Source organism: Actinomadura livida (genome assembly GCF_014648675.1).
In the GTDB taxonomy this organism is placed as follows: domain Bacteria; phylum Actinomycetota; class Actinomycetes; order Streptosporangiales; family Streptosporangiaceae; genus Spirillospora; species Spirillospora livida.
Genome location: NZ_BMRO01000002.1, coordinates 273,569 through 299,791 on the forward strand (window position 1 = coordinate 273,569; position 26,223 = coordinate 299,791).

26 protein-coding genes are annotated in these 26,223 nt (G+C 74.1%); 14 read left to right on the plus strand and 12 right to left on the minus strand.

From position 1 onward, the window contains the following. The first annotated feature begins 67 nt into the window (after window positions 1–67). Window positions 68–808 carry a maleylpyruvate isomerase N-terminal domain-containing protein gene (locus tag IEZ03_RS04525; protein WP_184884344.1) on the plus strand — a complete coding sequence of 247 codons (741 nt, stop codon included), beginning with the start codon at window positions 68–70 and terminating at the stop codon, window positions 806–808. Here the strand turns inward: IEZ03_RS04525 and IEZ03_RS04530 are convergent. Next, entirely contained in the window at window positions 756–2,129 is a 1,374-nt protein-coding gene (locus tag IEZ03_RS04530; protein WP_184884346.1) for a nitrate/nitrite transporter, read from the minus strand. The genes IEZ03_RS04525 and IEZ03_RS04530 overlap by 53 nt on opposite strands. Before the next feature lie 189 nt (window positions 2,130–2,318). Here IEZ03_RS04530 and IEZ03_RS04535 point away from each other — a divergent pair, with 189 nt between their 5' ends. Then, window positions 2,319–2,567 (plus strand): metallothionein, encoded by a 249-nt coding sequence (locus IEZ03_RS04535; protein ID WP_184884348.1) that lies wholly within the window; start codon window positions 2,319–2,321, stop codon window positions 2,565–2,567. Between the two features lie 93 nt (window positions 2,568–2,660). Here the strand turns inward: IEZ03_RS04535 and IEZ03_RS04540 are convergent, their stop codons facing one another. Continuing rightward, window positions 2,661–3,155, minus strand: a complete 495-nt coding sequence (locus tag IEZ03_RS04540) for an NUDIX domain-containing protein (protein WP_184884350.1) — start codon at window positions 3,153–3,155, stop codon at window positions 2,661–2,663. A gap of 15 nt (window positions 3,156–3,170) precedes the next feature. Here IEZ03_RS04540 and IEZ03_RS04545 point away from each other — a divergent pair, with 15 nt between their 5' ends. From IEZ03_RS04545 to IEZ03_RS04575, 7 genes are all read left to right on the plus strand, one after another. Next, the gene (locus IEZ03_RS04545; protein ID WP_165965896.1) at window positions 3,171–3,308 is read left to right on the plus strand and encodes a hypothetical protein; all 138 of its coding nucleotides are present in this window, start codon (window positions 3,171–3,173) and stop codon (window positions 3,306–3,308) included. Window positions 3,309–3,426: 118 nt separating this feature from the next. Continuing rightward, window positions 3,427–5,523 (plus strand): molybdopterin oxidoreductase family protein, encoded by a 2,097-nt coding sequence (locus IEZ03_RS04550; protein WP_184890624.1) that lies wholly within the window; start codon window positions 3,427–3,429, stop codon window positions 5,521–5,523. Window positions 5,524–5,700: 177 nt separating this feature from the next. After that, complete coding sequence (gene nirD / locus IEZ03_RS04555; protein ID WP_132043086.1) at window positions 5,701–6,105, plus strand: nitrite reductase small subunit NirD; 405 nt, start codon at window positions 5,701–5,703, stop codon at window positions 6,103–6,105. Then, window positions 6,089–7,303 (plus strand): uroporphyrinogen-III synthase, encoded by a 1,215-nt coding sequence (locus IEZ03_RS04560; RefSeq protein WP_184884352.1) that lies wholly within the window; start codon window positions 6,089–6,091, stop codon window positions 7,301–7,303. Before nirD ends, IEZ03_RS04560 begins: the two co-directional genes overlap by 17 nt. Continuing rightward, window positions 7,296–8,102 carry a sirohydrochlorin chelatase gene (locus IEZ03_RS04565; protein ID WP_229808011.1) on the plus strand — a complete coding sequence of 269 codons (807 nt, stop codon included), beginning with the start codon at window positions 7,296–7,298 and terminating at the stop codon, window positions 8,100–8,102. Before IEZ03_RS04560 ends, IEZ03_RS04565 begins: the two co-directional genes overlap by 8 nt. Before the next feature lie 67 nt (window positions 8,103–8,169). Further along, window positions 8,170–9,153 (plus strand): ATP-binding cassette domain-containing protein, encoded by a 984-nt coding sequence (locus IEZ03_RS04570; RefSeq protein WP_184884354.1) that lies wholly within the window; start codon window positions 8,170–8,172, stop codon window positions 9,151–9,153. Between the two features lie 2 nt (window positions 9,154–9,155). Then, on the plus strand, window positions 9,156–10,058 hold the full coding sequence (locus tag IEZ03_RS04575; RefSeq protein ID WP_132043080.1) for an ABC transporter permease: 903 nt from the start codon (window positions 9,156–9,158) through the stop codon (window positions 10,056–10,058). A 93-nt stretch (window positions 10,059–10,151) separates the two neighbouring features. On the opposite strand, the gene IEZ03_RS04580 is transcribed toward IEZ03_RS04575, so the two are convergent. Both IEZ03_RS04580 and IEZ03_RS04585 read right to left on the minus strand, forming a co-directional pair. Next, window positions 10,152–11,537, minus strand: a complete 1,386-nt coding sequence (locus IEZ03_RS04580) for an RNA polymerase sigma factor (RefSeq protein ID WP_184884356.1) — start codon at window positions 11,535–11,537, stop codon at window positions 10,152–10,154. 242 nt (window positions 11,538–11,779) lie between these two features. Next, window positions 11,780–12,949, minus strand: a complete 1,170-nt coding sequence (locus IEZ03_RS04585) for an AMP-binding protein (protein WP_184884358.1) — start codon at window positions 12,947–12,949, stop codon at window positions 11,780–11,782. 120 nt (window positions 12,950–13,069) lie between these two features. Here IEZ03_RS04585 and IEZ03_RS04590 point away from each other — a divergent pair, with 120 nt between their 5' ends. The 3 genes from IEZ03_RS04590 (at window position 13,070) to menD (ending at window position 16,653) form a co-directional block, all read left to right on the plus strand. Then, window positions 13,070–13,969, plus strand: coding sequence for a 1,4-dihydroxy-2-naphthoyl-CoA synthase (locus IEZ03_RS04590; protein WP_184890626.1), 900 nt, complete (start codon window positions 13,070–13,072; stop codon window positions 13,967–13,969). Between the two features lie 87 nt (window positions 13,970–14,056). Next, on the plus strand, window positions 14,057–14,989 hold the full coding sequence (locus tag IEZ03_RS04595; RefSeq protein WP_221481367.1) for an o-succinylbenzoate synthase: 933 nt from the start codon (window positions 14,057–14,059) through the stop codon (window positions 14,987–14,989). Further along, window positions 14,986–16,653: a 2-succinyl-5-enolpyruvyl-6-hydroxy-3-cyclohexene-1-carboxylic-acid synthase gene (gene menD, locus IEZ03_RS04600; protein ID WP_184884360.1), complete on the plus strand. Its 1,668-nt coding sequence runs from the start codon at window positions 14,986–14,988 to the stop codon at window positions 16,651–16,653. The genes IEZ03_RS04595 and menD overlap by 4 nt, the downstream gene beginning before the upstream one ends. A 108-nt stretch (window positions 16,654–16,761) precedes the next feature. Here the strand turns inward: menD and IEZ03_RS04605 are convergent, their stop codons facing one another. From IEZ03_RS04605 to IEZ03_RS04625, 5 genes are all read right to left on the minus strand, one after another. Next, entirely contained in the window at window positions 16,762–17,388 is a 627-nt protein-coding gene (locus IEZ03_RS04605) for a response regulator (protein ID WP_184884361.1), read from the minus strand. 6 nt (window positions 17,389–17,394) lie between these two features. Further along, window positions 17,395–18,552 (minus strand): sensor histidine kinase, encoded by a 1,158-nt coding sequence (locus IEZ03_RS04610; protein WP_184884364.1) that lies wholly within the window; start codon window positions 18,550–18,552, stop codon window positions 17,395–17,397. A 31-nt stretch (window positions 18,553–18,583) separates the two neighbouring features. Beyond that, a complete protein-coding gene (locus IEZ03_RS04615; protein WP_184884366.1) occupies window positions 18,584–19,324 on the minus strand; it encodes an ABC transporter permease in 741 nt (246 codons plus the stop codon). 1 nt (window position 19,325) lies between these two features. After that, window positions 19,326–20,231: an ABC transporter ATP-binding protein gene (locus IEZ03_RS04620; protein ID WP_184884368.1), complete on the minus strand. Its 906-nt coding sequence runs from the start codon at window positions 20,229–20,231 to the stop codon at window positions 19,326–19,328. Between the two features lie 131 nt (window positions 20,232–20,362). Further along, entirely contained in the window at window positions 20,363–21,160 is a 798-nt protein-coding gene (locus IEZ03_RS04625) for a tyrosine-protein phosphatase (RefSeq protein ID WP_184884370.1), read from the minus strand. Window positions 21,161–21,343: 183 nt separating this feature from the next. Between IEZ03_RS04625 and IEZ03_RS04630 the strand changes: the two genes are divergently transcribed. Both IEZ03_RS04630 and IEZ03_RS04635 read left to right on the plus strand, forming a co-directional pair. Then, window positions 21,344–22,375 carry a fatty acid desaturase family protein gene (locus IEZ03_RS04630; RefSeq protein WP_184884372.1) on the plus strand — a complete coding sequence of 344 codons (1,032 nt, stop codon included), beginning with the start codon at window positions 21,344–21,346 and terminating at the stop codon, window positions 22,373–22,375. A 19-nt stretch (window positions 22,376–22,394) separates the two neighbouring features. After that, window positions 22,395–23,210, plus strand: coding sequence for an Fpg/Nei family DNA glycosylase (locus IEZ03_RS04635; protein WP_184884374.1), 816 nt, complete (start codon window positions 22,395–22,397; stop codon window positions 23,208–23,210). A gap of 27 nt (window positions 23,211–23,237) precedes the next feature. Here IEZ03_RS04635 and IEZ03_RS04640 read toward each other — a convergent pair whose 3' ends face one another. The 3 genes from IEZ03_RS04640 to IEZ03_RS04650 all read right to left on the minus strand — a co-directional run bounded on the left by IEZ03_RS04640 (window position 23,238) and on the right by IEZ03_RS04650 (window position 26,158). After that, a complete protein-coding gene (locus tag IEZ03_RS04640) occupies window positions 23,238–24,473 on the minus strand; it encodes an isochorismate synthase (RefSeq protein WP_184884376.1) in 1,236 nt (411 codons plus the stop codon). 232 nt (window positions 24,474–24,705) lie between these two features. Next, window positions 24,706–25,296: a biotin transporter BioY gene (locus IEZ03_RS04645; protein ID WP_184884378.1), complete on the minus strand. Its 591-nt coding sequence runs from the start codon at window positions 25,294–25,296 to the stop codon at window positions 24,706–24,708. Between the two features lie 115 nt (window positions 25,297–25,411). After that, window positions 25,412–26,158, minus strand: a complete 747-nt coding sequence (locus tag IEZ03_RS04650) for a spermidine synthase family protein (protein WP_229808012.1) — start codon at window positions 26,156–26,158, stop codon at window positions 25,412–25,414. Window positions 26,159–26,223: the final 65 nt, after the last annotated feature.

Below are 26,223 nucleotides of genomic sequence, written 5' to 3' on the forward strand. Positions count from 1 at the left end.
CCGCGACGGGCGCGGCCGCGCCCCGGCGGGGAGGGCACACGGTGCTCTGGACGCGGGGGGAAGTCACGTGGAGCGCACGCCACCGGACCGGTGCCGCGTTCTCGAGTGCTATCAGGACGGGGTCCGGGCGATCCGGGCGCTGGCGGAGCGGGCCGCCGACTGGGACGCGCCGACGCCGTGCCCGGACTGGCGGCTGATCGACCTGGCCGGGCATCTGCGCTGCGTCGCGGAGAACTTCCTGGAGTACCTCCAGGACGCGCCCGACAGCAGGCTCGCCACCCTGTTCGCCCGGGACGCCGCGGCGGCCGTGCTGATCAGGCAGCAGGCGCGGCAGAACGCGGCCGAGCTGGCGGTGCTGCCGCCCGAGCCGGGACCGGCCAGGATCATGGCGTTCGGGGTGTCGGCCGGGGCCTACGCCGACCTGATGCCCGACATGTGGGACCGGACGCACCTGATCTACCGGGGCACGAAGTACACCGTCGGCGACCACGCGGGCGCGGCCTGCGTGGAATGGCATCTGCACGCCTGGGACATGGCGCGCGCCATGGGGGAGGCGTACCAGCCGCGCGATCCGGACCTGCTGGTGTCGGCGTGGCACTGGGGCGTGCCGCACCTGCCGCTGACGCCGGGGGACGCGTGGGAGGCGGTGCTGCGGTCGTCGGGCCGGTCGCCCCGCTGGCCGGACCCCGCGGAGGGGCCCGGCCGGCCGCGCGGTCGGCGCGCGGGCAGGGCGGCGCAGGCGGCGCGGGGCGTCGTCAGACGCCCACCGGCCGCCCCGGGCGGGGCCGCAGGTAGACCAGCCAGGTGATGACGCAGCACACGGCGTAGAAGGCGATGAAGGCCAGGTACGCGCCGTCGCCGGTCCCGTAGGCGAGGAACGACTGGCGGAAGGCGACGTTGACCAGGACGCCGCCGAACGCGCCGACGGCGCCCGCGATGCCGATGAGCGCGCCGGAGAGCCTGCGGGCCTCGTGCTCGGCGGCCCGCGGGTCGCCGCCGTCCGCGACGGCGCGCCCGGCCTTCGCGCGGAAGATCGCGGGGATCATCTTGTAGGTCGAGCCGTTGCCGGCGCCGCTGAAGGCGAACAGCAGGACGAAGCCGGTGAGGAACAGCGCCAGCGACCCCTGCAGCGAGGCGGTCAGCACCAGGCCCGCCGAGGCGGCCATCGCGACGAACGTCCAGAAGGTGACCGCGGCGCCGCCGAGCCTGTCGGCGAGCCATCCTCCGGCGGGGCGGGTGAGGGAGCCGAGCGCCGGGCCGAGGAACGTCAGGCCGGCGGCCTTGACGGGGGTGTCGAAGTCGGAGGCGAACTGCACCTGCAGGACCTGCCCGAACGCGAAGCCGAACCCGATGAACGACCCGAAGGTGCCGATGTAGAGGACGGACATGATCCAGGTGTGGGCGTCCCGGCAGGCGTCGCGCATGGCCCGGCGGTCGTTGCGGACCTGCGTGAGGTTGTCCATGTAGAGCGCGGAGGTGAGGGCGGCGAGGACGATGAGGGGGATGTAGACGCCGGCGACGAGCCCGGGGTGGTCCTTGCCCGCGGTGGCGAGGACCATGAGCCCGACGAGCTGGACGACGGCGACGCCGAGGTTGCCGCCGCCCGCGTTGATGCCGAGCGCCCGGCCCTTGAGCCGCTGCGGGTAGAACGCGTTGATGTTGGCCATCGAGGACGCGAAGTTCCCGCCGCCGACGCCGGCGGCGGCCGCCAGGATCAGCAGCGTGGTGTAGGAGACGCCGGGCCGGATGAGGAACGCGGCGGCGACGGCGGGCACGAGCAGCAGCGCCGCGCTGAACACCGTCCAGTTGCGTCCGCCGAACCGGGCGACGGCGAGGGTGTAGGGGATCCGCAGCGCGGAGCCGATGAGCGCCGGGACGGCGGTGAGGGTGAACTTGCCGGCCGGGTCGATGCCGTAGGCCGGTCCGAGGAACAGCACCAGCACCGACCACAGCGTCCACACCGAGAACCCGATGTGCTCGGCGAAGATCGAGAAGGCGAGGTTGCGGCGGGCGACGCGGGCGCCGCCGTCCGCCCAGAAGGCGGGGTCCTCGGGCCGCCAGTCGCCGATCCGGCGGCCCTTCGGCGGGCGGCCGCGGTCGCCGCGGGCGGCTGGGGTGGTGACGGTCATCGCTTCTCCCTTGGGTCGCTGAGCGGGCACGACCGTAGGAGCGCGGGGTTTCACCGCCGTGTGAACGGTCATACGGACCGGATAACTCCGCCGCACAGCGCCTCTCCGCCGGCTGTGAGGCGGGTTTGCCCGGGCGCGCCCGGGAAGGATGGAGACCGCGACGCGGCGGGGGGACTGGAGACGTGAACGATGGCGATGTGCGAGGTCTGCGGCAACGACTACGCGATGGCCTTCGAGGTGCACGCGCAGGGCGAGGTCCACACGTTCGACTCGTTCGAGTGCGCGATCACCCGGATGGCGCCGGTCTGCGAGCACTGCCAGTGCCGGATCATCGGGCACGGCGTGGACGTGGACGGCCACTTCTACTGCTGCGCGCACTGCGCCCGCGCCGCCGATCCGGAGCGCGGACGGCAGGCCAAGGACGCGGTGCTCGCCTGAGGGGCGCGGTACCGGCCTGAGTGAAGGAGCCGGAGCCGGGCCGGGGACGTTCGCCCGGCCCGGCGGGCGGGCGCCGCCCGCCGGGTGGGCCGGTCAGCCGAGCGCGGCGCCGAACGGCTGCTCGCGGCCGTCCTCCAGGTAGACGGCGCGGCCCGCCGCCATGGCCCGCAGGCTGGGGTCCATCCGGCGCGCCACGTGCGGGGGCGCCAGCTCGGGGATCTTCTCCGGGGCGACGAGGATGTGGTCGGACAGCTCCTCGGGCGGCAGCCGGATCCTGGCGATCTCCTCGCCGGTGATCGTGCCGCCGAACACGAACACGTTGACCGAGTCGACGCCGTCGGCGCGCGGGGAGCCCCAGTCGACGCAGGCGAGGCCGTCCAGCCGGGGAACGAGCCCGAGTTCCTCCATGCACTCGCGGACGCAGGCCGACAGGGGGGACTCGTCGGCCTCGATGACGCCGCCGGGAAGGTACCAGCCTTCGCTGTAGGTGGGCTTGACCAGCAGGACCCGCCCGAGGTCGTCCAGGAGGAGCGCCGCCGCGGCGCCGCGGGAGCGCGGCAGTGAGGCGTAGTAAGCAAGGTCGGGCATGTACCGAGGTTAGGCGTGATCATCGCGGTGCCGCCGGGGCGGGGCGGCGGCCGGGGCCGCTTCCGTGTGGAAGATCACCGCGCCGCCGTGAATCCGTTCGAGAACCGGGTGAACGGCGACGAAACGGCCATGACCGGGGTCGACAACGCTTGACACGAGCTCGTCAAGGCCGTCCGGCCCCGGGTGGACGCGCGCCGTGAAGCGCAATTAACGCCGGGGTCACACCGGGGACCCGCGCGCGAAACGGCGCACGCCGAGTCTCGGGCGCATGATGGGGACTCCTGCGCACTGTCCGTACTGCGCCCTGCAATGCGGCATGACCCTGACCCGGGACGCGACGGGCACGGGCGGGACCGCGGTCCGGGTGACGCCGCGCGACGACGTGCCCGCCAACCGCGGCGGGCTGTGCCAGAAGGGCTGGACGGCCGCGGAACTGCTCACCGTCCCGGACCGGCTGACCACGCCCCTGATGCGCGCCCGCCGCGACGCGCCGCTGGAGCCCTGCACGTGGGACGAGGCGCTCGACCGCGTCACGGCGGAGGCCGGGCGGCTGCGGGCGCTGCACGGCCCGGACGCCGTCGCGGTGTTCGGCGGCGGCGGGCTGACCAACGAGAAGGCGTACCAGCTGGGAAGGTTCGCCCGGATCGCGCTCGGCACCTCGCAGATCGACTACAACGGCCGCTTCTGCATGTCGTCGGCCGCGGCGGCGTCCGGCCGGGCGTTCGGCATGGACCGGGGGCTGCCCGGCCCGGTCACGGACCTGGCCGCGTCGGGCGCCGTGCTGCTCGCCGGGGGCAACGTCGCCGAGACGATGCCGCCGTTCATGCGGCACCTGACCGAGATGCGCGACGGCGGCGGCGCGCTCATCGTCGTGGACCCGCGGCGCACCGCCACGGCCCGCCGGGCCGACCTGCACCTGCAGCCCGCGCCCGGCACCGACATCGCCCTCGCCAACGGGCTGCTGCACCTGGTGATCGCCGAGGGCCTGGCCGACGAGGAGTACATCGCGGCCCGGACCACCGGGTTCGACGCCGTCCGGACGGTCGTGAACGGATACTGGCCCGGCCGGGTCGAGCGGATCACCGGGGTGCCCGTCCCGCTGATGCGCGAGGCCGTCCGGCTGCTGGGCCGCGCGTCCCGCGCCCACGTCCTGACCGCGCGGGGCGCCGAGCAGCACGCCCGCGGCACCGACATGGCCGGCTCCTTCATCAACCTGGCGCTCGCGCTCGGGCTGCCCGGCCGCGCGGGCTCCGGCTACGGGTGCCTGACCGGGCAGGGCAACGGGCAGGGCGGCCGCGAGCACGGGCAGAAGGCCGACCAGCTTCCCGGCTACCGCCGGATCGACGACCCGGCGGCGCGCGCCCACGTCGCGGAGGTGTGGGGCGTCGACCCGGACGACCTGCCGGGGCCGGGGCGCTCGGCGTACGAGCTGCTGTCGGCGCTCGGCACTGAAGGGGGGCCGCGGGCGCTGCTGCTCTTCGGCTCCAACCCGGTGGTGTCGGCCCCGCGCGCCGCGGCCGTGCAGGACCGGCTCGACGCCCTCGACCTGCTGGTGGTGGCCGACTTCGTGCCGTCGGAGACCGCGCGGCGCGCCGACGTGGTGCTGCCGGCGGCGCAGTGGGCCGAGGAGTCCGGGACGATGACGAACCTGGAGGGGCGGGTCCTGCGGCGGCGCCGGGCCGTCCCGCCGCCGGACGGCGTCCGCACCGACCTGGAGATCATCGCCGCGCTCGCCGGCCGGCTCGGGGCGCCGGGGAAGTGGAGCACCGACCCGGCGGAGGTGTTCGGCGAGCTGCGCCGCGCCAGCGCGGGCGGCACCGCCGACTACTCCGGCATCACCTACGAGCGGATCGAGGCGGAGGGCGGGGTGTTCTGGCCCTGCCCCGCGGAGGACCACCCCGGCACCCCGCGGCCCTACCTCGACCGCTTCCCCACACCGGACGGGCGCGCCCGGTTCGTCCCCGCCGAGCACCGGGGCGCCGACGAGGACGTGGACGCCGACTACCCCGTCTACCTGACCACCGGGCGCGTCCTGGCGCAGTACCAGTCCGGCGCGCAGACCAGGCGCGTCGCGGCGCTGACCGAGGCCGCTCCGGAGCCGTTCGCCGAGCTGCATCCCGACCTCGCCGGGCGGCTCGGCATCGAGGACGGGGCCCGGGTCCGGGTGGCGAGCCGCCGCGGGGCCGTGACCGTCCGGGCGCGGCTCACCGCCGACATCCGGCACGACACGGTGTTCATCCCGTTCCACTGGGCGGGGGAGGGCCGCGCGAACCTGCTGACCAACCCCGCCCTGGACCCCGTGTCGCGGATGCCGGAGTTCAAGGTATGCGCCGTCCGGCTGGAGCCCGAGGTCCCCCCGGCGGCGTGAGCGCCTTTTAACACGCCGGTGACAATGGGGACCCAATCGCGAAACGGCTCCTGCCGAGGATCAGTCCATGAACGCCGGGGCCGCGCGACGGGACCCACTGGCCACGACACTCGGTACCGCCGCCGGGCCGAGTCGCGGGGCGCCGGCGACCAGGACCCGCCAGGAGGTTGCCGCGCGATGACCACGACACCCGAAGCGACGATCACGAGGGGCACGGCCGCCCGGCCCGCAGCCGGGCCCGGGCTCCGCTGGTCCGACATCTGCTCCTACGCCGAGCTGACTCCCGAGCGCGGCGCGTGCGCGATGGTCGACGGGACGCAGGTGGCGGTCTTCCGCACCTTCGACGGCGCCGTGTACGCGCTGTCGAACCTGGACCCCTTCAGCGGCGCCCACGTGCTGTCGCGGGGGATCCTCGGCACCCGCGACGGCGCGCCGACCGTCGCCTCCCCCATGTACAAGCAGGTGTTCGACCTGCGGACCGGGGCGTGCCTGGACGATCCGAGGGTGGCCGTCCCGGCCTTCCCGGTCCGCCGCGCGGGCGACCGGGTGGAGGTGGCGCTCCCCGATGAGCACCGGCAATGAGCCGCTGGCCGGGTTCGCCGTCGGCGTGACCGCGGCCCGCCGCCACGAGGAGCTCGCCACGCTCCTGGAACGGCGCGGCGCCCGGGTCGTGCTCGCCCCCGCCATCCGCCTCGTCCCGCTCGCCGACGACGCCGAGCTGCTGGAGGCCACCCGCGCCTGCGCCGAAGGTCCCCTGGACCACGTCGTCGTCACCACCGGGATCGGTTTCCGCGCCTGGCTGGAGGCCGCCGACGGGTGGGGGATGCGCGACGCCGTCACCGCCCGGCTGGCCGAGACGGGGATCGTGGCGCGCGGCCCCAAGGCGCGCGGCGCGATCCGCTCGGCGGGCCTGCGGGAGAGCTGGTCGCCGGAGTCGGAGGAGTGCGCCGAGGTGATCCGGCACCTGCTGCGCGAGGACCTGGCCGGCGCGCGGATCGCCGTGCAGCTGTACGGGGAACGGGAGCCGGAGCTGACCGGGGCGCTGCGCGCCGCGGGCGCCGAGGTCATCGAGATCCCGGTGTACCGGTGGTCGCGGACCGAGGACCCCACGCCGCTGCGCCGGCTCGTCGGGCAGGCCGTGGCGGGCACGGTCGACGCGGTCACCTTCACCAGCGCCGCCGCGGTGGCCGCGACGCTCGCCGTCGCCGCGGAGGACGGGCTGGAGGAGCCGCTGCTGGACGCCATGCGCTCCCAGGTGGTGGCGGCGTGCGTCGGGCCCGTGACGGGGCGGGCGCTCACCGGGCGCGGCGTCCCGACCGTCCAGCCGGAGCGGGCCAGGCTCGGCGCGCTCGTGCGGACCCTGGTGTCGGAGCTCCCGCGCCGCCGGTCGCGGCGGCTGTCGGTGCGCGGGTTCTCGCTGGAGCTGCGCGGGCACGCCGTCGTGCTGGACGGGCAGCTGCGGCCGATCGCGCCCGCGCCGATGGCGATCCTGCGGGCGCTCGCGCGGCGTCCCGGGCACGTGGTGTCGCGGGCCGAGCTGTGCGGCGTGCTGCCGGGCCGGCTCGTCCCCGGCGGCTCGGCGGCCAGGGACGGGTGGACGCGGGAGCGCCTGCGCGAAGCCCGGCCCCAGGCCGACGAGCACGCGGTGGAGATGGCCGTGGCGCGGCTGCGGCGCGGCCTGGGACGCCCCGGGATCGTGGAGACCGTCGTCAAGCGCGGCTACCGGCTGGCGTGCGACCCGCGCATGGCGGACCGGCTCGCGGCGGGCGCCGGTGGCTGACCGCTCCGCCCGCCCGCCGATCCCCGAGCCGCCGGCGCCCGCGCTGCCGGCGCCCGCGCTGCTGGCCGTCGCGCACGGCACCCGGGACCCGGCCGGGCCCGCCGCCGTCCGGGACCTGCTCGCCCTGGTCCGCGCGCTGCGGCCGGGCCTGCGGGTCGCCGAGTCCTACGGCGAGCTGTCCGCGCCGTCGCTGGAGGACGCGGCGGCCGGGCTGCGCGGGGGCCCGGTGGTCGTGGTGCCGCTACTGCTGGCCCGCGGCTACCACGCGCTGATCGACGTTCCGGAACGGGCGGGGCGGCTGCTGCCGGGAGCGGTGACCGCCCGGCCGCTCGGCCCGGACGCCCTGCTCGCCGGCGCGCTCGCCGACCTCCTCACCGGCCTCGTCGCACCGGCCCGTGCAACGGCCGGGGCGGCGCCGTACCCCATGCTCCAGCTGCGCCGGACGGACACCGTGGTCCTCGGCGCGGCGGGGTCCGCCGACCCGGCGGGCATCGCCGACGTGCGGGCGGCGGCGCGGCTGCTCGCACGTCGGCTGCGCCGCCGCGTCCCGCACGGTTTCGTCGCCGCGGGCGGGCCGCCGCTGGACGAGGTCGTCGCCGGGCTGCGCCGCACCGGCGTTGAACGCGTCGCCGTCGCGTCCTACCTGCTGGCCCCCGGCCGCTTCCACGACCGGATCGCGGCGTGCGGCGCCGACGCGGTCACCCCGCCGATCGGCGCGCACCCGGCCGCGGCCCGCCTCGTCCTGCGCCGCTACGACGAGGCCCGCGCGCGGCTGGCGGCCGCCGCCGCGGTGTCGTGACGATGCCCTGACCCTCCCCCGGAATGCCGGAAAATGGGGCGTATGCTCCAACCCGGAGGGGAGGCCCATGCCGGACGGGGAACCCGCCGTCGAGGTCGACGGCCTGAGCAAGAGGTTCGGCGACGTGGAGGCCGTGCGCGGTATCGAGTTCAGCGTGCGGCCGGGGGAGGTCTTCGGTTTCCTCGGCCCGAACGGCGCGGGCAAGTCCACCACGATCAACATGCTCTGCACGCTGCTGCGGCCCAGCGGCGGCCGCGCGCTGGTGGCCGGGCACGACGTGGTCCGCGAGCGCGACGCCGTCCGCCGCAACATCGGCCTGGTGTTCCAGGACACGACCCTCGACGGCTACCTGTCGGGCGAGCAGAACCTGCGCTTCCACGCCGAGCTGTACGGGGTGCCGCGGCAGGCCGTGGGCGAGCGCATGCGGCAGGTGCTGGAGATGGTCGGGCTGTGGGACCGGCGCGGCGACCTGGTGCAGAACTACTCCGGCGGCATGAAGCGGCGCCTGGAGATCGCCCGGGGGCTGCTGCACTCCCCGCGCGTGCTGTTCCTGGACGAGCCGACCGTCGGCCTGGACCCGCAGACCCGGGCGTCGATCTGGGACTACATCCGCCAGCTCAAGGACGCCGAAGAGATCACGATCTTCATGACCACCCATTACATGGACGAGGCCGAGTTCTGCGAGCGGATCGCGATCATGGACTCGGGGACGATCGTCGCGCTGGACACCCCCGAGTCGCTCAAGGCCGGCATCGGCGAGGACCGCGTGCGCATCCAGACCTCCGACGACGACGCCGCGATCGCCGCGCTCGAGGAGCGGTTCGGCCTGGCGGCCGTGGTGTCCGAGGGCGCCGTGACGTTCTCGGTGGCGGCCGGTGAGGCGTTCGTCCCGCGGCTGTTCGCGGAGCTGGGCGTGCCGATCCGGTCGGTGAACGTGTCCCGCCCGTCGCTGGACGACGTGTTCATGTCCTTCACCGGCACCACGATCCGCGACGCCGAGGCGGGGGCGGGCGACCGCAACCGCCTGACGATGCGCGCGATGAGGAGGTGACCGTGCCGGGTTCCTCCGCCGCGGGCCCCGGCGGGCGGGCCGCTCCGGTCGCCGGCATCGTCCGCGTCCGGGTGCCCGAGCCCGGCCTGCGCCAGGACCTGCGCGCCGTGAAGATCGTCCTGCACCGGGAGCTGCTGCGGTTCTGGCGCGACAAGCTGCGGATGGTCTCCGGGCTGGTGCAGCCGGTGCTGTGGCTGCTGGTCATGGGCACCGGCCTGTCCAACCTGATGGCCACCGGGGGAGCGGGCGGCGGCGTCGACCTGCGGACGTTCATCTTCCCCGGCGTGTGCGCGATGTCGGTGATGTTCACCGCGATGTTCTCGGCCGGGTCGATCGTGTGGGACCGCGAGTTCGGGTTCCTGCGCGAGATGCTCGTCGCGCCGGTGAGCCGCAGCTCCATCGTCATCGGCAAGTGCATCGGCGGCGCGCTCGTCGCGACGATGCAGGGCGCGGTGATCGTGGCGCTCGCGGGCCTCGCCGGAGTGCCCTACGACCCGGTGCTGCTGGCCCAGCTGATGGGGATGATGTTCCTCGGCGCGTTCGCGCTGACCGGTTTCGGCGTGATGATGGCCGCGCGGATCACGCAGATGCAGTCGTTCTTCGCCCTGATGCAGATGGCGATGCTGCCGATGATGTTCCTGTCGGGCGCCCTGTACCCGCTGAACGGCCTGCCGACGTGGCTGAGCATCCTCACCAAGCTGAACCCGCTCACCTACGCCGTGGACCCGATGCGCCGCGCGGTGTTCTCCCGCCTGGACCTGTCGCCCGAGCTGCAGCGGACCTTCAGCTCGGGGGTGACGTGGAACGGGTGGCTCGTCCCGGTCTGGCTGGAGCTCGTCCTCGTCGCGGGCATCGGCGCCGGGCTGCTCGGGGTGGCGATCCTGCAGTTCCGCCACACGGACTGACCCCTGCCCGCGGGGCGGTGCCCGGAGACGGCGGAGGGCCCGCCGAACCGGATCCGGTTCGGCGGGCCCTCCGATCGTGCGGGCCGCGCGGGGTCAGACCGCGAAGTCCAGCAGGGGGCGTGCGTTGCTGGGGTGCCGCAGCTTCGACAGCGACTCCTTCTCCAGCTGGCGGATGCGCTCGCGGGTCAGCCCGAGGGCCTTGCCGATCTCGTCGAGGGTGCGGGGCGTCCCGTCGTACAGCCCGAACCGCATCGCCATGATCTTGGCCTCGCGGGGGGACAGGATGTCCAGCGTCCGGCGCAGCTGGTCGGCCATCAGCTGCCGGTCGACCAGCTCGGACGCCTCGGGGCTGTCGGTGTCCTCGATGAGGTCGCCGATGCGGGTCTCGCCGTCCTCGCCGATGGTGGAGTCCAGGCTGATCGGCTGGCGGCTGGTGCGCAGCAGCTCGCGGATCTGCTCGGGGCTCTTGTCCAGCTCGGTGGCCAGCTCCTCCGGGGTGGGCTCGCGGCCGAGCCGCTGGTGCATGTCGCGCTCGACGCGGCTGAGCTTGCTCAGCATCTCCAGGACGTGGACCGGCAGCCGGATCGTGCGGGCCGAGTCGGCGAAGCCGCGCTGGATGGCCTGCCGGATCCACCACATCGCGTACGTGGAGAACTTGTAGCCCTTGGAGTAGTCGAACTTCTCGACCGCGCGGATCAGGCCGAGGTTGCCCTCCTGGACGACGTCCAGCAGGGACAGGCCGCGGTCGGAGTACTTCTTGGCGACCGACACCACGAGCCGGAGGTTGGCCTCCAGCATGTGGGCCTTGGCGCGCCGGCCGTCCGCGGCGACCCATTCCAGGTCGGCGCGCATGGCGGGGGAGTGGTCCCCGGTCTCCAGCTTGTGCTCGGCGTACAGGCCGGCCTCGATGCGCTTGGCGAGGTCGACCTCCTGCTCGGCGGTGAGCAGCTGGCGGCGCCCGATGGCCTTGAGGTAGGTGTGGACCGAGTCGCCCATCGTGGTCGACTGGTCGTCCAGGTCGGCGGCCTCGGGCTCGGCGGCCTCCACCTCGGTGACCTCGAACCCCTCGTCGGCGGCGGCGCCGGCGGCGCTCCCGGCCGCGCGCCCGCCGGCCGCCTTGGCGGCCGTCTTGCGGGTGGCGCGCTTGGCGGACGGCGCCGTGGCGGATTTCACACCGCCGGACTTGGCAGGGCCGGACTTGGCAGGGCCGGATGCCGCCTGAGCGGTGTCCCCTCCGTCGTGGTCGGCGGCCGCGGCCATCTTGCGGGCGGCGTCGGACTCGCCGGCGAGGTTGATGCCGGCCTCGGACAGCTCGCGCAGGATGGAGCGCCCCTGCGCCGGGCTGATGCCGGCGGTCTCGAAGGCCCCCCTCACTTCGTCGAGCGAGAGGCGCCCTTGGGCGCGGCCACGCTTGAGGAGGTCGTCGAGCGCGGGGCCCGCCGACTCCGTGAGCGGGGTCTCGACGGCGCTTCGCGGCATGGGGACACCCCTCTCCCTTCGGTGTGTGAGTGCGGCGCGGATTGTCGATACCTGGTGGCGCACGCACTTAACGGAACGTCGCACGGCCGGGTTCTTGTTCCCGGCGCCCTGGGGAGCGGCGCTCCGCGGGGGATCGCGGGGGAGCGATCCAAGACGCCGTGATACCCGCATACGGGCGTTCACACTGCCCGGTGCCATACCGGACGGACCTTACTACGTAAAGGCCCCGGGCCGGTGCGATATCAGGATATAGACGTAACGAGGCGCGCGCGGTCAGGCTTCCCAGACGGCAGCAGCGGAAGGGCCTCTACCAGCTCCAGCTCGTGGGGCGCCGCGTACGCCGGCAGCGTCTCGCGGACGAGGGCCCGCAGCTCCCGCAGACCGGGCGGAGCGGCCGCGCCGGGGGAGGGGACCACGACGGCGGTGACGCGCTCGCCCCATTCGGGGTCGGGACGCCCGACCACCACGACGTCGCGGACCGCCGGATGGCGGGACAGCGCCGCGGCGACCTCGCCCGCCACGACCTTCTCCCCGCCGGTATTGATCACGTCGTCGACCCGGCCGCGGACGCGGAGCCGGCCGTCCTCCAGGGCTCCGAGATCGCTGGTGACGAACCACTCGCCGTCCATGGCGGCGGCGGTGTCGGCGGGCCGCAGCCGGTAGCCGGTGAACAGCGACGGGCCCGCCAGGCGGATCCGCCCGTCGTCCCCGACCGCGACGCGCATTCCGGGCAGCGGGGTCCCGTCGTAGACGCAGCCCCCGCTGGTCTCGCTCATCCCGTAGGTGGTGAAGACCCGGGCGCCGCGGGCGCGGGCCTCGGCGAGCAGCCCGGGCGCGGCGGCGGCGCCGCCGAGGACGATCGCGCCGGTGCGCGACAGGTCGGTCCCGGCGTCCAGCAGGCGGCGCAGCTGGGTCGGCACCAGCGAGACGTGGGCGCCGTCCGCCCGGGCCACGTCGGCGGGGTCGAAGCGCGGCGCGATGACCGGGTCGCTCCCGGCGACGAGGGAGCGGACGAGGACCTGGACGCCGGAGATGTGGCTGGTGGGGACGCAGCACAGCCACCGGTCGCCGGGCGCGGCCCCGATGCGGGCCAGGGTGCCGGCGGCCGAGTGCCGCAGCGCGTCGCCCGCCAGCTCGACGAACTTGGGCGCGCCCGTGGAGCCGGACGTGGCGATCAGCACAGCGGTGCCGTCCGCCACGGGCGCGCGCCCGCCGCGGGGGGTGTGCGGGACGGGCCCGTCCGGCGTCTCGACCGCGTCGGGGGCCAGGGCGTCCAGGAGGCCGCGGAGCGCGGGCGCCGGCAGGTCGGGGGAGAGCGGGCAGATCGCCGGGCCGCCGTCGAGGGCGTCCGCGAGGGCGCGCAGCAGGCGGGGCCCGGATGGCAGAACGGCGGCGTGCAGCGGGCGATCCATGATCTCATCAGGGTAGACGACCCCGCTGAACGCGTTCGAATCCCGGGCGGGTTGAATGGGACCGCGGGCCGCGGACCTGCCGGCGCGGTCGCCCCCAGGGGAGAGGAAGACGTGGAGGAAATGGTCTCGGAGCTGTTCGACGCGGACGCGTGGAAAGAGGTCGAGGGGTTCGGTTTCACCGACATCACCTACCACCGGGCCGTGGACCAGGGCACGGTCCGGGTGGCGTTCAACCGCCCCGAGGTGCGCAACGCGTTCCGTCCCCACACGGTGGACGAGCTGTACCGGGCGCTGGACCACGCGCGCATGTCGAGCGACGTCGGCTGCGTGCTGCTGACGGGCAACGGGCCGTCGCCGAAGGACGGCGTCTGGTCGTTCTGCTCAGGCGGCGACCAGCGGATCCGCGGCAAGGACGGCTACCGGTACGCCGAGGGGGAGACCTCGGAGACGATCGACCCGGCGCGGGCGGGGCGGCTGCACATCCTGGAGGTCCAGCGGCTGATCCGGTTCATGGGCAAGGTCGTCATCTGCGTGGTGCCCGGCTGGGCCGCGGGCGGCGGGCACAGCCTGCACGTGGTGTGCGATCTCACCATCGCGAGCCGGGAGCACGCGCGGTTCAAGCAGACCGACGCGGACGTGGCGAGCTTCGACGGCGGTTTCGGGTCGGCGTACCTGGCGCGGCAGGTCGGGCAGAAGTTCGCCCGCGAGATCTTCTTCCTGGGCGACGCCTACGACGCCGAGGCGGCGCACCGGATGGGCATGGTCAACGCCGTCGTCCCGCACGCCGAGCTGGAGGCGACGGCGCTGGAGTGGGCGCGCAAGGTCAACGGCAAGAGCCCGACGGCGCAGCGGATGCTGAAGTACGCGTTCAACCTGATCGACGACGGGCTGGTGGGGCAGCAGGTGTTCGCCGGGGAGGCGACGCGGCTGGCGTACGGGACCGACGAGGCCGCCGAGGGCCGGGACTCCTTCCTGGAGAAGCGCGATCCCGACTGGTCGCGCTACCCGTGGTACTACTGAATGTCCGAACGCGCGGTGTGATCCGGAATACCGTGATTCGGTGGCGCAGGTCAGGGGGTCGTGCGGGTGCGGGTCTTCTCCATCCCGATGCGGACGCGGTTCCGCGGTCTCACGCGGCGGGAGGGTGTCCTGGTCCGCGGCCCCGCCGGATGGGGGGAGTTCTCGCCGTTCCCCGAGTACGGCCCGGCGGAGTGCGCCCGCTGGCTCGCCGCCGCCCGGGAGGCCGCCCATGACGGCTGGCCGGCGCCCGTCCGCGACACCGTCCCGGTGAACGTGACGATCCCGGCGGTCGGCCCGGAGCGGGCTTACGCGATGACGAAGGAGTCCGCCTGCCGCACCGCGAAGGTCAAGGTCGCCGAGCGCGGCCAGTCCGACGCCGACGACCTCGCGCGGGTGGAGGCCGTCCGTGACGCGATCGGCCCGGACGGGCAGGTGCGGGTGGACGTCAACGGCGGCTGGGACGTCGACCACGCGGCCCGGATGATCCGCACGCTGGACCGGTGGGAGCTGGAGTACGTCGAGCAGCCCTGCGCGACGCTGGAGGAGCTGGCGCTGGTGCGGCGGCGGGTGGACGTGCCGATCGCCGCGGACGAGTCGATCCGCCGCGCCGAGGACCCGCTGAAGGTGCGGGCGGCGGGCGCCGCGGACGTGGCGGTGCTGAAGGTGCAGCCGCTGGGCGGGGTCGCGGCGGCGCTGCGGGTCGCCGAGGCGTGCGGGCTGCCGGTGGTGGTGTCCAGCGCGGTGGAGACGTCGGTGGGGCTGGCGGCGGGCGTGGCGCTGGCCGCGGCGCTGCCGGAGCTGCCGTTCGCGTGCGGCCTGGGGACCCTGTCGCTGCTGAAGGGCGACGTCGCCGGCGATCCGCTGGCGCCGGTGGCGGGCGAGATCGCGGTGCGGCGCCCCGCGGTGGACGAGGAGGCGCTGCGCCGCTGGGAGGTGCCCGGCGACGCGCGGTGGCGCGGCCGGGTCGCGGGGGCGCAGCAGCACCTGGGCGGCCCCGAGGTGATCGGGGCGGCGCCGTGAACCCGGCGACCGCGCTGGCGACCGTCCTGGTGGACGAGCTGCAGCGCTGCGGGATGACCGACGCGGTGGTGGCGCCGGGGTCGCGGTCGGCGCCGCTGGCGCTGGCGCTGCACGCCGCCGCGGAGGCGGGGCGGGTCCGGCTGCACGTGCGGATCGACGAGCGGTCGGCGTCGTTCCTCGGGCTCGGCATCGCCAAGCGGTCGGGGCGGCCGGTGGTGCTGGTGTGCACGTCGGGGACGGCGGCGGCGAACTTCCACCCCGCGGTGATCGAGGCCCACGAGTCGGGGGTCCCGCTGATCGTCATCACGGCGGACCGCCCGCCGGAGCTGCGCGACACCGGCGCGAACCAGACGGTCGACCAGGTGAAGCTGTACGGGACGGCGGCGCGGTGGTCCACCGAGATCGGGGTGCCGGAGAACCGTCCCGGGATGGTGGCGTACTGGCGGTCGCTGGTGAGCCGGGCGTGGGGGCTGGCGCAGGCGCCGTCGCCGGGTCCGGTGCATCTGAACGCGGCGTTCCGGGAGCCGCTGATCCCCGACGGCGACGAGTCGTGGTGCGAGCCGCTCGACGGCGACGCGACGGGCGCGTGGACGAAGGTGCGGCCGGCGACGCCGGGGTCGGTGCTGCACGTGCCGCCGACGCGGCGGGGCGTGCTGGTGGTGGGGGACGGGGCGTCCAACGTCAAGCGGTACGTGGCGGCGGCGTCGATGGCGGGCTGGCCCGTGCTGGCCGAGCCGCAGGGCAACGCCCGCTACGGCGATCACGCGCTGACGGCGCACCATTTCCTGCTGGGCGTGCCGGAGTTCGTGGAGCGGCACCGTCCGGAGGTGGTGGTGACGCTGGGCAAGCCGGGCCTGTCGCGTCCGCTGCTCTCGCTGCTGCGCCGCGCGGAGGAGCACATCGTCCTGGCGCCGGACCTGGCGCACTGGCCCGATCCGGTTCGGTCGGCGACGCAGGTGGCGCCGGAGGTGGAGATCCCGGTGGTGTCGGGCGACGACGCGTGGCTGCGGTCGTGGCGCGACGCGGACCGGGCCGCCGCGGCGGCGGTCGACGAGGTGCTGGACGCGGTGCCGGAGGTGAGCGAGCCGCGGCTGGCGCGCGACCTGGTGGCGGCGCTGCCGGGCGGGTCGCTGCTGCTGGCGGCCGCGAGCATGCCGATCCGCGACCTGGACCAGGTGATGCGGCCGCGGCGCGGCATCCGGATCATGGCGAACCGGGGCGCGAGCGGGATCGACGGCCTGGTGTCGACGGCGATGGGCGCGGCGCTGGCGCACAGCGGCCGCGCGTTCGCGCTGCTGGGCGACCTGGCGTTCCTGCACGACCAGAACGGGCTGATCCTCGGCCCGCGCGACCGCCGGCCGGACCTGACGATCATCGTGGTGAACAACCGGGGCGGCGGGATCTTCTCGCTGCTCCCGCAGGCGGCGCTGGCGGATCCGTTCGAGCGGGTCTTCGGCACCCCCCACGAGGTGGATCTGGAGTCGCTGGCCGCCGCGCACGGCGTGCCGTACCGGCGGCTGGAGGCCGCGGCGGACGTGCCGAAGGCGCTGGTGGGGGAGGGGCTGCGGATCGTGGAGGCGCGCACCGATCGGGAGGCGAACGCGGTGCTGCACGCCGAGATGCGCAAGGCCGCCCAGGCCGCCGTCCGCACCGTCCTGTCCTGACCGGGGCCGGCCCGCGCCGGGCTCCCCCTTTGCTTCAGCTTTCAATTTACAACGTAAAGGCACCAGGTGATGTGCCTCTCTCATCTCACCTACAAACACCGACAGCGACTACGGAAGCAGGTGTCTGTCGTAGGCGGTGGCCACGGCGGCGGCCCGGTCGCTGACGTCGAGCTTGGCGTAGATGTGGGTGAGGTGGGTCTTGACGGTGGCCTCGCTGATGAACAGCTCGCGGGCGATCTCGCGGTTGCCGGTGCCGCGGGCGACCAGGCGCAGCACCTCCAGTTCCCGGGTGCTCAGGTTGCCGCTGCGGGGTTCGCGTACGCGGGAGACGAGCCGCGACGCGATGGCCGGTGACAGGACCGAGCGGCCCTGGGCGGCGGCGCGGACGGCGTCGAACAGGTCGTCGCGGGGTGCGTCCTTGAGGAGGTAGCCGGTGGCGCCGGCCTCGATCGCGGGGATCGTGTCGGTGTCGGTGTCGTAGGTGGTGAGGACGAGGACCCGGCAGGGGAGGCCGCGGCGGCTGATCTCGGTGATGGCCTCGACGCCGTCTCCGCCGGGCATCCGGAGGTCCATGAGGACGACGTCGGGGCGCAGTTCCTCCGCGAGGGCGACGGCCTGGCGGCCGTCCGCGGCCTCGCCGAGGACCTCGAAGCCTCCGGCGGCGGAGAACATGCCGCGCAGGCCGTCCCGGACGACGGGGTGGTCGTCGACGATCAGCAGGGTGATGTCAGGCATGGCGGGTCAACGGTACTGGCGGATCAGCGGTACGCGGGCGGAGACGGCGGTGCCGCGGCCGGGTTCGGATTCGATCTCCAGGGTGCCGGCGACGCGTTCGGCGCGTTCGCGCATGGCGGTGAGGCCGAAGCCGGAGGAGGGCCGGGTGAAGCCGCGTCCGTCGTCGCGGATGTCGAGGGTGACCTCGTCGTCCATGTAGGACAGCGTCACGCCGATGCGGTCGGCGCGGGCGTGGCGTTCGGCGTTGGTGAGGGCTTCTTGGGCGATGCGCAGGAGGGTGGCTTCGAGTTCGCCGTGGAGGGGTTCGGCGGTTCCGGTGACGGTGAGGTGGGCCCTGCCGTCGGTGATCTTCTTGAGAGCTTCGGGGAGCATGTCGTGCTCCAGGTGGGTGGGGGCGAGGTCCTGGACGGAGCGGCGGGCTTCGCGGAGGCTCTCGCGGGCGAGGGCCGTGGCGCGGCGGACGTGTTCGCTGTCCTCGGCGGCCTGGAGCTGGGTGATGATGCCGGTGAGGCCCTGGGCGATGGTGTCGTGGATCTCGGCGGCGAGGCGGCGGCGTTCGTCGCTGATGCCGGCCTCCCGTGCCTGGACGAGGAGCTGGGCCTGGAGGCCGGCGTTCTCGGCGAGGGCCTGTTCGAGGCGGGCGTTGGTGCGTTCGAGCTCGTCGATGGTCTCGGCTTGGACGAGGCTCTGCTTCTCCTCTCTTTCGGCCATGCGGCCGAAGATGACGATGAGTCCGCAGTTCAGGGCGAAGAGGCCGCCGAGGGCGGCGGCCTCGGTGGGGTCGTCGGGTGGGAGGCCGCCCGCCTGGGCGCCGGCCATGGTGACCGCCGTGATGAGCAGTCCGGTCATGGCCCAGCGGCGGGTGAGGTAGTGCTGGGCGTCGAAGTAGCCGACGACGGCGTAGATGCAGAAGAAGGGGTTGAGCCAGGAGAGGGTGAAGGCCAGGCCGGTGCGGGTCCAGTAGTAGACGTGGCCGGGGATCTTCTCGGTGAGGTGGAGGGTCTGGAGGACCAGGGCGGTGATGAGGAGGGTCGCGGCGGCCCGCTCCTGCGCGGGCGTCATGACGACTTCCCGGATGAGCAGGGCCAGGAAGGTCCCGAGGGCCAGCAGGCCGAAGGGTCCCCAGCGGTAGAACCGTTCCCACTGCTCCTGGATGGTCGCCATAGATGCAGTGTGTCCTATTCCTGTGTGCGTCCTATTCCCAGCGGAACCAGCGGACGGCGGCGGCGATGAGGAGGGCGGTCCAGGCGGCGGGGACGCCGAGGTCGCTCCATGCGGGCCAGCCGCCTTGGGCGGCGTCGTCGAGCGCCTGGGCCGCGGCGCCGAACGGGAAGTACCCGACGATGTGCTGGAGGAGTTCGGGCATGGCCTGGACGGGCACCCAGACGCCGGCGAGGAACATCGTCGGGAAGAAGACGATCGTGCCGGCGACGTTGGTGGCCTTGGCGGTGGGGGTGATCGCGGTGATCGCGGAGCCGAGTGCGAGGGCGCTGAGGGCGCCGAGCAGGAGGGCGAGGATGTAGCCGGGCGGGTGGGCGGGCAGGTCCACGCCGAAGGCGAGCCGGCCGGTGGCGATGGCGAGCAGCGCCGAGACGAGGGCGGCGGCGAAGTGCAGAGCGATCTGGGCGGCCAGGAGTGCGGCGGGGCGGACGGGCGTGGTGGACATGCGGCGCAGGATGCCGCGTTCGCGGTAGCCGGCCAGGACGGGCGGGAGGGCCATGAGCCCGGCCATGATCGTGGCGAGGAGGACGCTGACGGGGACGTAGAGGTCGATGACGCGGTTTCCGCCGAGTTCGGCGCTGGGTTCGCGGAAGGAGGGGATGAGGCCGAGGATCGCGAGCAGGAGGGTGGGGAAGACGACGATCCAGAAGAGGCTGAAGGGTTCGCGGAGGAAGAGGCGGAGTTCGGCTTTGAGGACGGCGGTGGGGGCGGACACGTCAGTTCTCCCGGTCTTCGGTGAGCTCGAGGAAGGCGTCGTCGAGGGTGGAGTCGGTGACGCGCAGCTGGTGGGCGGTGATGCGGTGGCGGGCGAGGAGGGAGATGACGGCGTTGACGGTGGTGTCGCCGCCGTGGATGGTGAGTCGGCCGTCGCGGCGTTCGATGGTCTGGGCGTCGGGGAGGTGGGCGAGGTCGTCGTGGTCGAGGGGGCGGGAGGGGGTGAAGGAGATCACGGTGTCGCCGGCGCTGCGGCCGATGAGGCCGGCGGGGGTGTCGAGGGCGGCGATGCGGCCCTGTTTGAAGACGGCGATGCGGTCGCAGAGGCGTTGTGCCTCTTCCATGAAGTGGGTGACGAGGACGACGGTGACGCCGGAGTCGCGGATCTCCTCGATGAGTTTCCAGGTGTCGCGGCGGGCGCGTGGGTCCAGGCCGGTGGTGAGTTCGTCGAGGACGACGATGCGGGGGCGGCCGATGAGGGCGAGGGCGATGAAGAGGCGCTGTTTCTGGCCGCCGGACAGCTTGCCGAAGCGGGTGGTGAGTTTGGTGGTGAGGCCGAGGCGTTCGGCGAGGGCGTGCGAGTCCTCGGGGGAGGGGTAGAAGGCGCTGTAGAGGTCCAGGGCTTCGCGGACGGTGAGTTTTTCCTGGAGTTCGCTTTCCTGGAGTTGGACGCCGAGGATCGCGGTGAGTTCGTCGCGGTCGGTGGCGGGGTCGAGGCCGGCGACGCGGATGGTTCCGGTGTCGGGGCGGCGGAGTCCTTCGAGGCATTCGACGGCGGTGGTCTTGCCGGCGCCGTTGGGGCCGAGGATTCCGAAGATCTCGCCTTCGTCGACGGTGAAGGTGACGTCGTCGACGGCGGTGTGCGCGCCGTAGGTCTTGCGCAGGCCGTTGACTTCGATGATCGGCATGGTTCGAGGATGGCGCGGGGCGGTGCGGTGGGGCATCGTCCGGGGCGCTGGTCCTGCCATCGGCCGATCGGTTGATGGGGGGCTACGACCGTGCCGTTCCGGCCGTCCTCGTGGGGAAGCCTTGCGCGTGTTCAGTCGAGGAGGCGGGTGCGGAGGGCGTCGGTGTCGTCGGGGGTCCAGCCGTGGCCGGCGAGCCAGCCGAGGGTGCCGCCGAACTGCTCGTCGATGCGGGCGAGGAGTTTCTCCATGATGGAGGCGTGGGGGAGGTGGGAGTCGGCGGGGCGGGAGTCGAGGTCGGCGGCGTAGGTGTCGCTGGCGCGGAGGCGGCTCAGGACGGCGTCGATGCGGTCGCCGGTCTGGGCGTAGTCGGCGACGATGGCTTCGCGGGTGACTCCGGCGGCGTCGAGGGCGAGGGCGCAGACGACGCCGGTGCGGTCCTTGCCGGCGGCGCAGTGGACGAGTGCGGCGCCGTCGGTGCGGGTCATGACGCGCAGGGCGGTGACGATGGAGTCGCCGCGGTCGTTGAGGTAGCCGAGGTAGTGGCCGGTGGGGCGGTCCGGGCCGGGGCTCTGGGCGGGGCCGTTCTGCCAGGGGAGGACTTTGTCGATCTCGATGGTGTCGGCGGCGGCGTCGGTGTGGCGGCCGCCTTCGGGGAACAGGGACAGGTGGTGGACGGTGATGGACGGTACGCGGGTGAGGGGGCCGGGTCCTTCGAGGCGTACTTCGGCGCTGCTGCGCAGGTCGATGATGTTCTTGAGGGCGTAGTCGTCGAGGAGGAGCCGTACGTCGGCGACCGTGAGGTGCTGGAGGTTGTCGGAGCGCAGGATGCGTGCGCGGCGTGTGGTGCGTCCGTCGGTGGTGGGGAGTCCGCCGAGGTCGCGGGCGTTGACTGCTCCGTTGAGGTCGATCCAGCGCGTGCCGTCGTCCATGGTTTGTGACCCTATATGGCGGTTGTTGGGGCTGTTTTTCGCAGGGTCGTGTTGTGGGGAGGGGTGTGCGGGGGAGGACCGGGACTTAGGAGCCAGATGGGGGATGGCTCTGCAGCGTGGTGACCGGCAGGTTACGCGGCCCGTAGCTTCAAGTGATCGTCCCGTTCCCCGAATGGAGGCTTCATGCCCTCGACCCTGCACGCCGCGCCCCCTCCGGTGACCCGGGCGGCCGGCAGTGATTTCGCGCCGCTGGCCCGGCGGGTCCGTGAGAGCGGGCTGCTGGATCGGCGCCGCGGCTACTACGTGCGGGCGGTGGGGCTGAATCTGGCGGCGACGGCTGCGGTGTGGGGGGCGGTGGCGTGGGCGGCGCCGAGCTGGTGGGCGGTGCTGCTGGGGGTTCCGCTGGCGGTGCTGGCGGCGCGGACGGGGTTCCTGGGGCATGACGCGGGGCACCGGCAGATCGCGGGGAGTGCGCGCGGCAACCGGTGGCTGGGGTTGCTGCTGGGGAACCTGCTGCTGGGGATGGGGCATGGGTGGTGGAGCGATAAGCACAACCGGCACCATGCCAACCCGAACCATGTGGGGAAGGACCCCGATGTGGGGGAGGGGATCCTGGCGTGGACGCAGGATCAGGCGGGGCGGCAGCGGGGTCCGCTGCGGTGGGTGGCGCGGCATCAGGCGCTGCTGTTCTTCCCGCTGCTGACGCTGGAGGGGCTGAATCTGAAGGTGGGGAGCCTGCTGTTCCTGCGGGGGCGGTCGCGTCGTGACCAGGTGGTCGAGGGCGGGCTGCTGGTGGCGCATGCCGTGGGGTATCTGGCGCTGGCGTTCACGCTGCTTCCGGTGCCGCAGGCGCTGGTGCTGATCGCGGTGCAGCACGCGCTGTTCGGGGTGCATCTGGGTGCGGTGTTCGCGCCGAACCACAAGGGGATGGCGATGCCGGAGCCGGGGGTGCGGTGGGATCATCTGCGGCGGCAGGTGCTGACGTCGCGGAACGTGCGGGGTGGGCTGTTCACCGACTGGTTCATGGGCGGGTTGAACTACCAGATCGAGCATCATCTGTTCCCGAGCATGCCGCGGTGCAATCTGCGGGCGGTGCGTCCGCTGGTGCGGGAGCACTGCGCGGCGGTCGGGGTTCCGTACGCGGAGACGGGTCTGGTGGCGTCGTACCGGCAGGCGCTGGGGCATATGCGTGAGGTGGGGGAGCCGCTGCGGTAGGGCGGGCTATGCTCCGGGCATGCCGGAGGGACATACCGTTCATCGTCTGGCCGCCGAGCATCAGCGGATGTTCGGCGGCCGTCGTGTCGCCGCGTCGAGTCCGCAGGGTCGTTTCGCCGAGGGGGCGGCGCGGGTGGACGGGCGGGTGCTGGTGGAGGCGGACGCGCACGGGAAGCATCTGCTGGTGCGGTTCGACGATGAGCGGACGCTGCACGTCCATCTGGGGATCTACGGCAAGTACGTGTTCGGGGCGGTGCCGGCGCCGGAGCCGGTGGGGGCGGTGCGGCTGCGGCTGGCGGGTGCGGCGGGTTTCGCGGATCTGCGGGGGCCGAACGCGTGCGAGCTGCTGGAGCCGGGTGATGTGAAGGTGCTGCGTGATCGGCTGGGGCCCGATCCGCTGCGTGCGGACGGTGATCCGGAGGTGGCGTGGCGGCGGGTGGGCCGGGCGCGGACGCCGATCGCGGTGCTGCTGATGGATCAGTCGGTGGTGGCGGGGCCGGGGAACATCTACCGGGCGGAGGTGCTGTTCCGGCGGGGGATCGATCCGCGGTTGCCGGGGCGGCGGCTGACGCGGGAGCAGTGGGCGGGGATCTGGGACGACCTGGTGGTGCTGATGGCGGCGGGGGTGCGGGCGGGGCGGATCGACACGGTCCGTCCGGAGCACATGCCGGAGGCGATGGGGCGGCCGCCGCGGGTGGACGGGCACGGCGGTGAGGTGTACGTGTACCGGCGGGCGGGGCTGCCGTGCCTGGTGTGCGGGTCGGAGGTGCGGACGGTGGAGCTGGCGGCGCGGAACCTGTTCTGGTGTCCGGGGTGCCAGCCGTCCGCCGTGTGAGTGCGGCGGGGTGGGACGGGTCTGCCGCTAGCCGCTGAGGGCGTCCTGCATGGGGCGGAACTTGGTGCGGGCCTCGGCGAGTTCGGCGCCGGGGTCGGAGTCGGCGACGATGCCGCAGCCGGCGAACAGGCGGGCGCGGGTTCCGTCGATCTCGGCGCAGCGCAGGGCGATGCCCCATTCGCCGTCGCCGCGGGCGTCGACCCAGCCGACGGGTCCGGCGTAGCGTCCGCGGTCCATGCCCTCGAGTTCGCGGATGAGGTCCATGGCGGTGCCGGTGGGGGTGCCGCAGACGGCGGGGGTGGGGTGCAGGGCGGCGACGACGTCGAGGACGGAGCGGTCGGCGGCGAGGCGTCCGCGGACGGGGGAGGCGAGGTGGGTGAGGTTGGGGAGGGTGAGCAGTTCGGGTTCGGCGGGGACGGTGAGGTCGGCGCAGAGGGGGGCGAGGGCGTCGCGGACCATGTCGGCGGCGTAGCGGTGTTCCTCGCGGTCCTTGGCGGAGGCGAACAGGCGTGCGGCGCGGTCGCGGTCGTCGGCGGGGTCGGTGCCGCGGGCGGTGGTGCCGGCCAGGACGAGGGATTCGATGTCGTCGCCGGTGCGGCGGATGAGGAGTTCGGGGGTGGCGCCGACGAGGCCGGCGCAGGAGAAGGTGTAGCAGGCGGGGAAGCGGGCGGCGAGGCGGTGCAGCAGGACGCGGGCGTCGATGGGGGCGGCGGCGCGGACGGTGAGGTCGCGGGCGAGGACGACCTTGCCGAGGTGGCCGTCGCGGATGCAGTGGACGGCGGTGGCGACGGCCTGCTTCCAGGCGTGCTCGGGGAGGGCGCCGTCGTGCCAGCGCAGGCCGGTGGGGGGCTGCGGGGGGTTGGGGAGGGTGAGGGGGTCGGTGTCGCCGCCGATGGTGGTGAGCCATGCGGTGCCGTTGCGGCGGCCGAGGATGCGGCGGGGGATGATCAGGGTGGAGTCGGGGGATTTGGGGTCGAAGCCGAAGGAGCCGAACGCGACGGGGCCGGTGCCGGGGACGCCGACGGGGTCGTCGATGGTGGCGGCGGCGAACATCTCGCGCAGGAGGCGGGCGGCGGCGGTGAAGCGGCCGGGGCCGCCGGGCAGGTGGATGCGGGCGGCCTCGCCCCAGCCGGCGATGCCCTCGCCGCGGTGGATCCAGGCCAGCGCGGAGGGGTGCGGAAGCCGCGCGATGAGGTCGCCCGGGTCGGGGACCGGGACGGTGCGGACGGACAGGCGCTCCGGTGCTGTCACGGCGAGCTTCACGCAAGCCACTGTACGCCAGATTTGAACCTGTTCAAACGGGTGTGGAGGGGGTGCGGTGAGGTGTGCGCCACACGCCCGGTGCTCCCGTGCCGTCCGGTGGGGCCGTCCGGCGGGCGCTCCGGTGCCGTGTCCGGTGCGGGGGCATATGCCCGCCCGCGCCGGGCTCATGCACGGAACGCGGGCGGGCGGTGCGCGGCCGGGGGCCGGCCTCGGCGCGGGGCAGCGGGGCGGGTCAGCGGCCGCGGGCGGTCCCGGTCAGCTTCCATGCCGCGGGCAGCAGGGCCGCCGCGAGCAGGACCTTCAGCGCGTCCCCGGCCAGGAACGGCGTGACGCCGAGGTCCAGGGCCCGCCCGAGGTCGATGTCCAGCGACGCCATCAGGTACGGGACGCCCGCCGCGTACATGATGACGGTGCCGGCGAGCATGGTCGCGACGGTCCGCAGCGGGGTGCGGTCCCCGCCGCGGCGGGCCAGCGCGCCGACCGCGGCCGCGGCGGCGACGAACCCGATGACGTACCCGAGGGTCGGGACGCCGGTCCCGGAGCCGCCCTCGGTGAACCAGGGCATGCCCGCCATCCCGGCCAGCAGGTAGACGATCATGGCGAGGCCGGCGCGTCCGAAGCCGAGGGCGGCGCCCGCCAGCAGGACCGCGAAGGTCTGCCCGGTCACCGGCACCGGGGTGCCGGGCAGCGGGACGGCGAGCTGCGCGGCCGCGCCGACGAACGCGGCGGCGCCGACGACGAGTGCGGCGTCGCGGGCCAGTGAACCGGGCAGCAGGTCGCCCAGGACGGCGGGGCGCCGCTGGGCTGCGTGGGCAGTGGCCACAGGGTCCTCCCAAAAGGTGTTGTCAGTCCGGAAACCTAGCGAACGGGACGTCGGAGCTGATGAAGGGGGTTACCGGAACCGGGCCGCGAACCCCCGGGATGTGCGGCCGGAAGCGTCAGCCGGCCGGGCGGGGGCCGGTCGCCAGGTAGACGACGTCGGGTTCGCCGCGCGGCACCGGCACCGCCCGGGTCCGCACGCGGCTGAACCGGCCGCGCAGCAGCGCCTCGAACGCCGGTGCGGCGCCGGCGCTCCACACCGCCAGCGTCCCGCGCGGGGTGAGCCGCGCGGTGAGCAGGTCCAGTCCCGCGGCGCCGTACAGGCGTGCGTTGCCGGGGGTGACCGTCCAGTCGGGGCCGTTGTCGATGTCCAGGCAGAGGGCGTCGTATCGCGGGCCGTGCGGGGCGGCGAGGTGGTCGAGCAGGTCGGCGCGCTCCACGGTGACGCGGGGGTCGTCGAGCGCGCCGCGGGAGAAGGGCCGCAGCTCGGCGGCGTGCCAGGCGATCACGGCGGGTTCGCGTTCGACGACGGTGACGTGCGCGACGGCGGGCAGGGTGAGCGCCTCGGCGAGGGAGAACCCGACGCCGAGGCCGCCGATGAGCAGCCGCACCGGCCCGTCCAGGCCCTGCACGGCGGCGCGGACCAGCAGCCGCTCGGACGCGCCGCCGCGGGTGTCCATGAGGAACACGCCGTTGCTGATGATCTCGTAGTGGGCGCCGGCGCGGCGCAGCACCAGCTCCCCGCCGACCCCCGCGGCGCGCTCCACCACCACCGGTTCCACCGCGCCCGGCTCGAACTCGCCCGGCTCGAACTCGCCCGGCTCGGCCACCGCCGGCCCGCTCGCCGTCCCCGCGCCATCGCCCATGCCCCGCACCATAGCCCGGGGCGGGGGCCTCCGGGTCTGGGCGGCGGCGGGCGGTGTCCAGTACG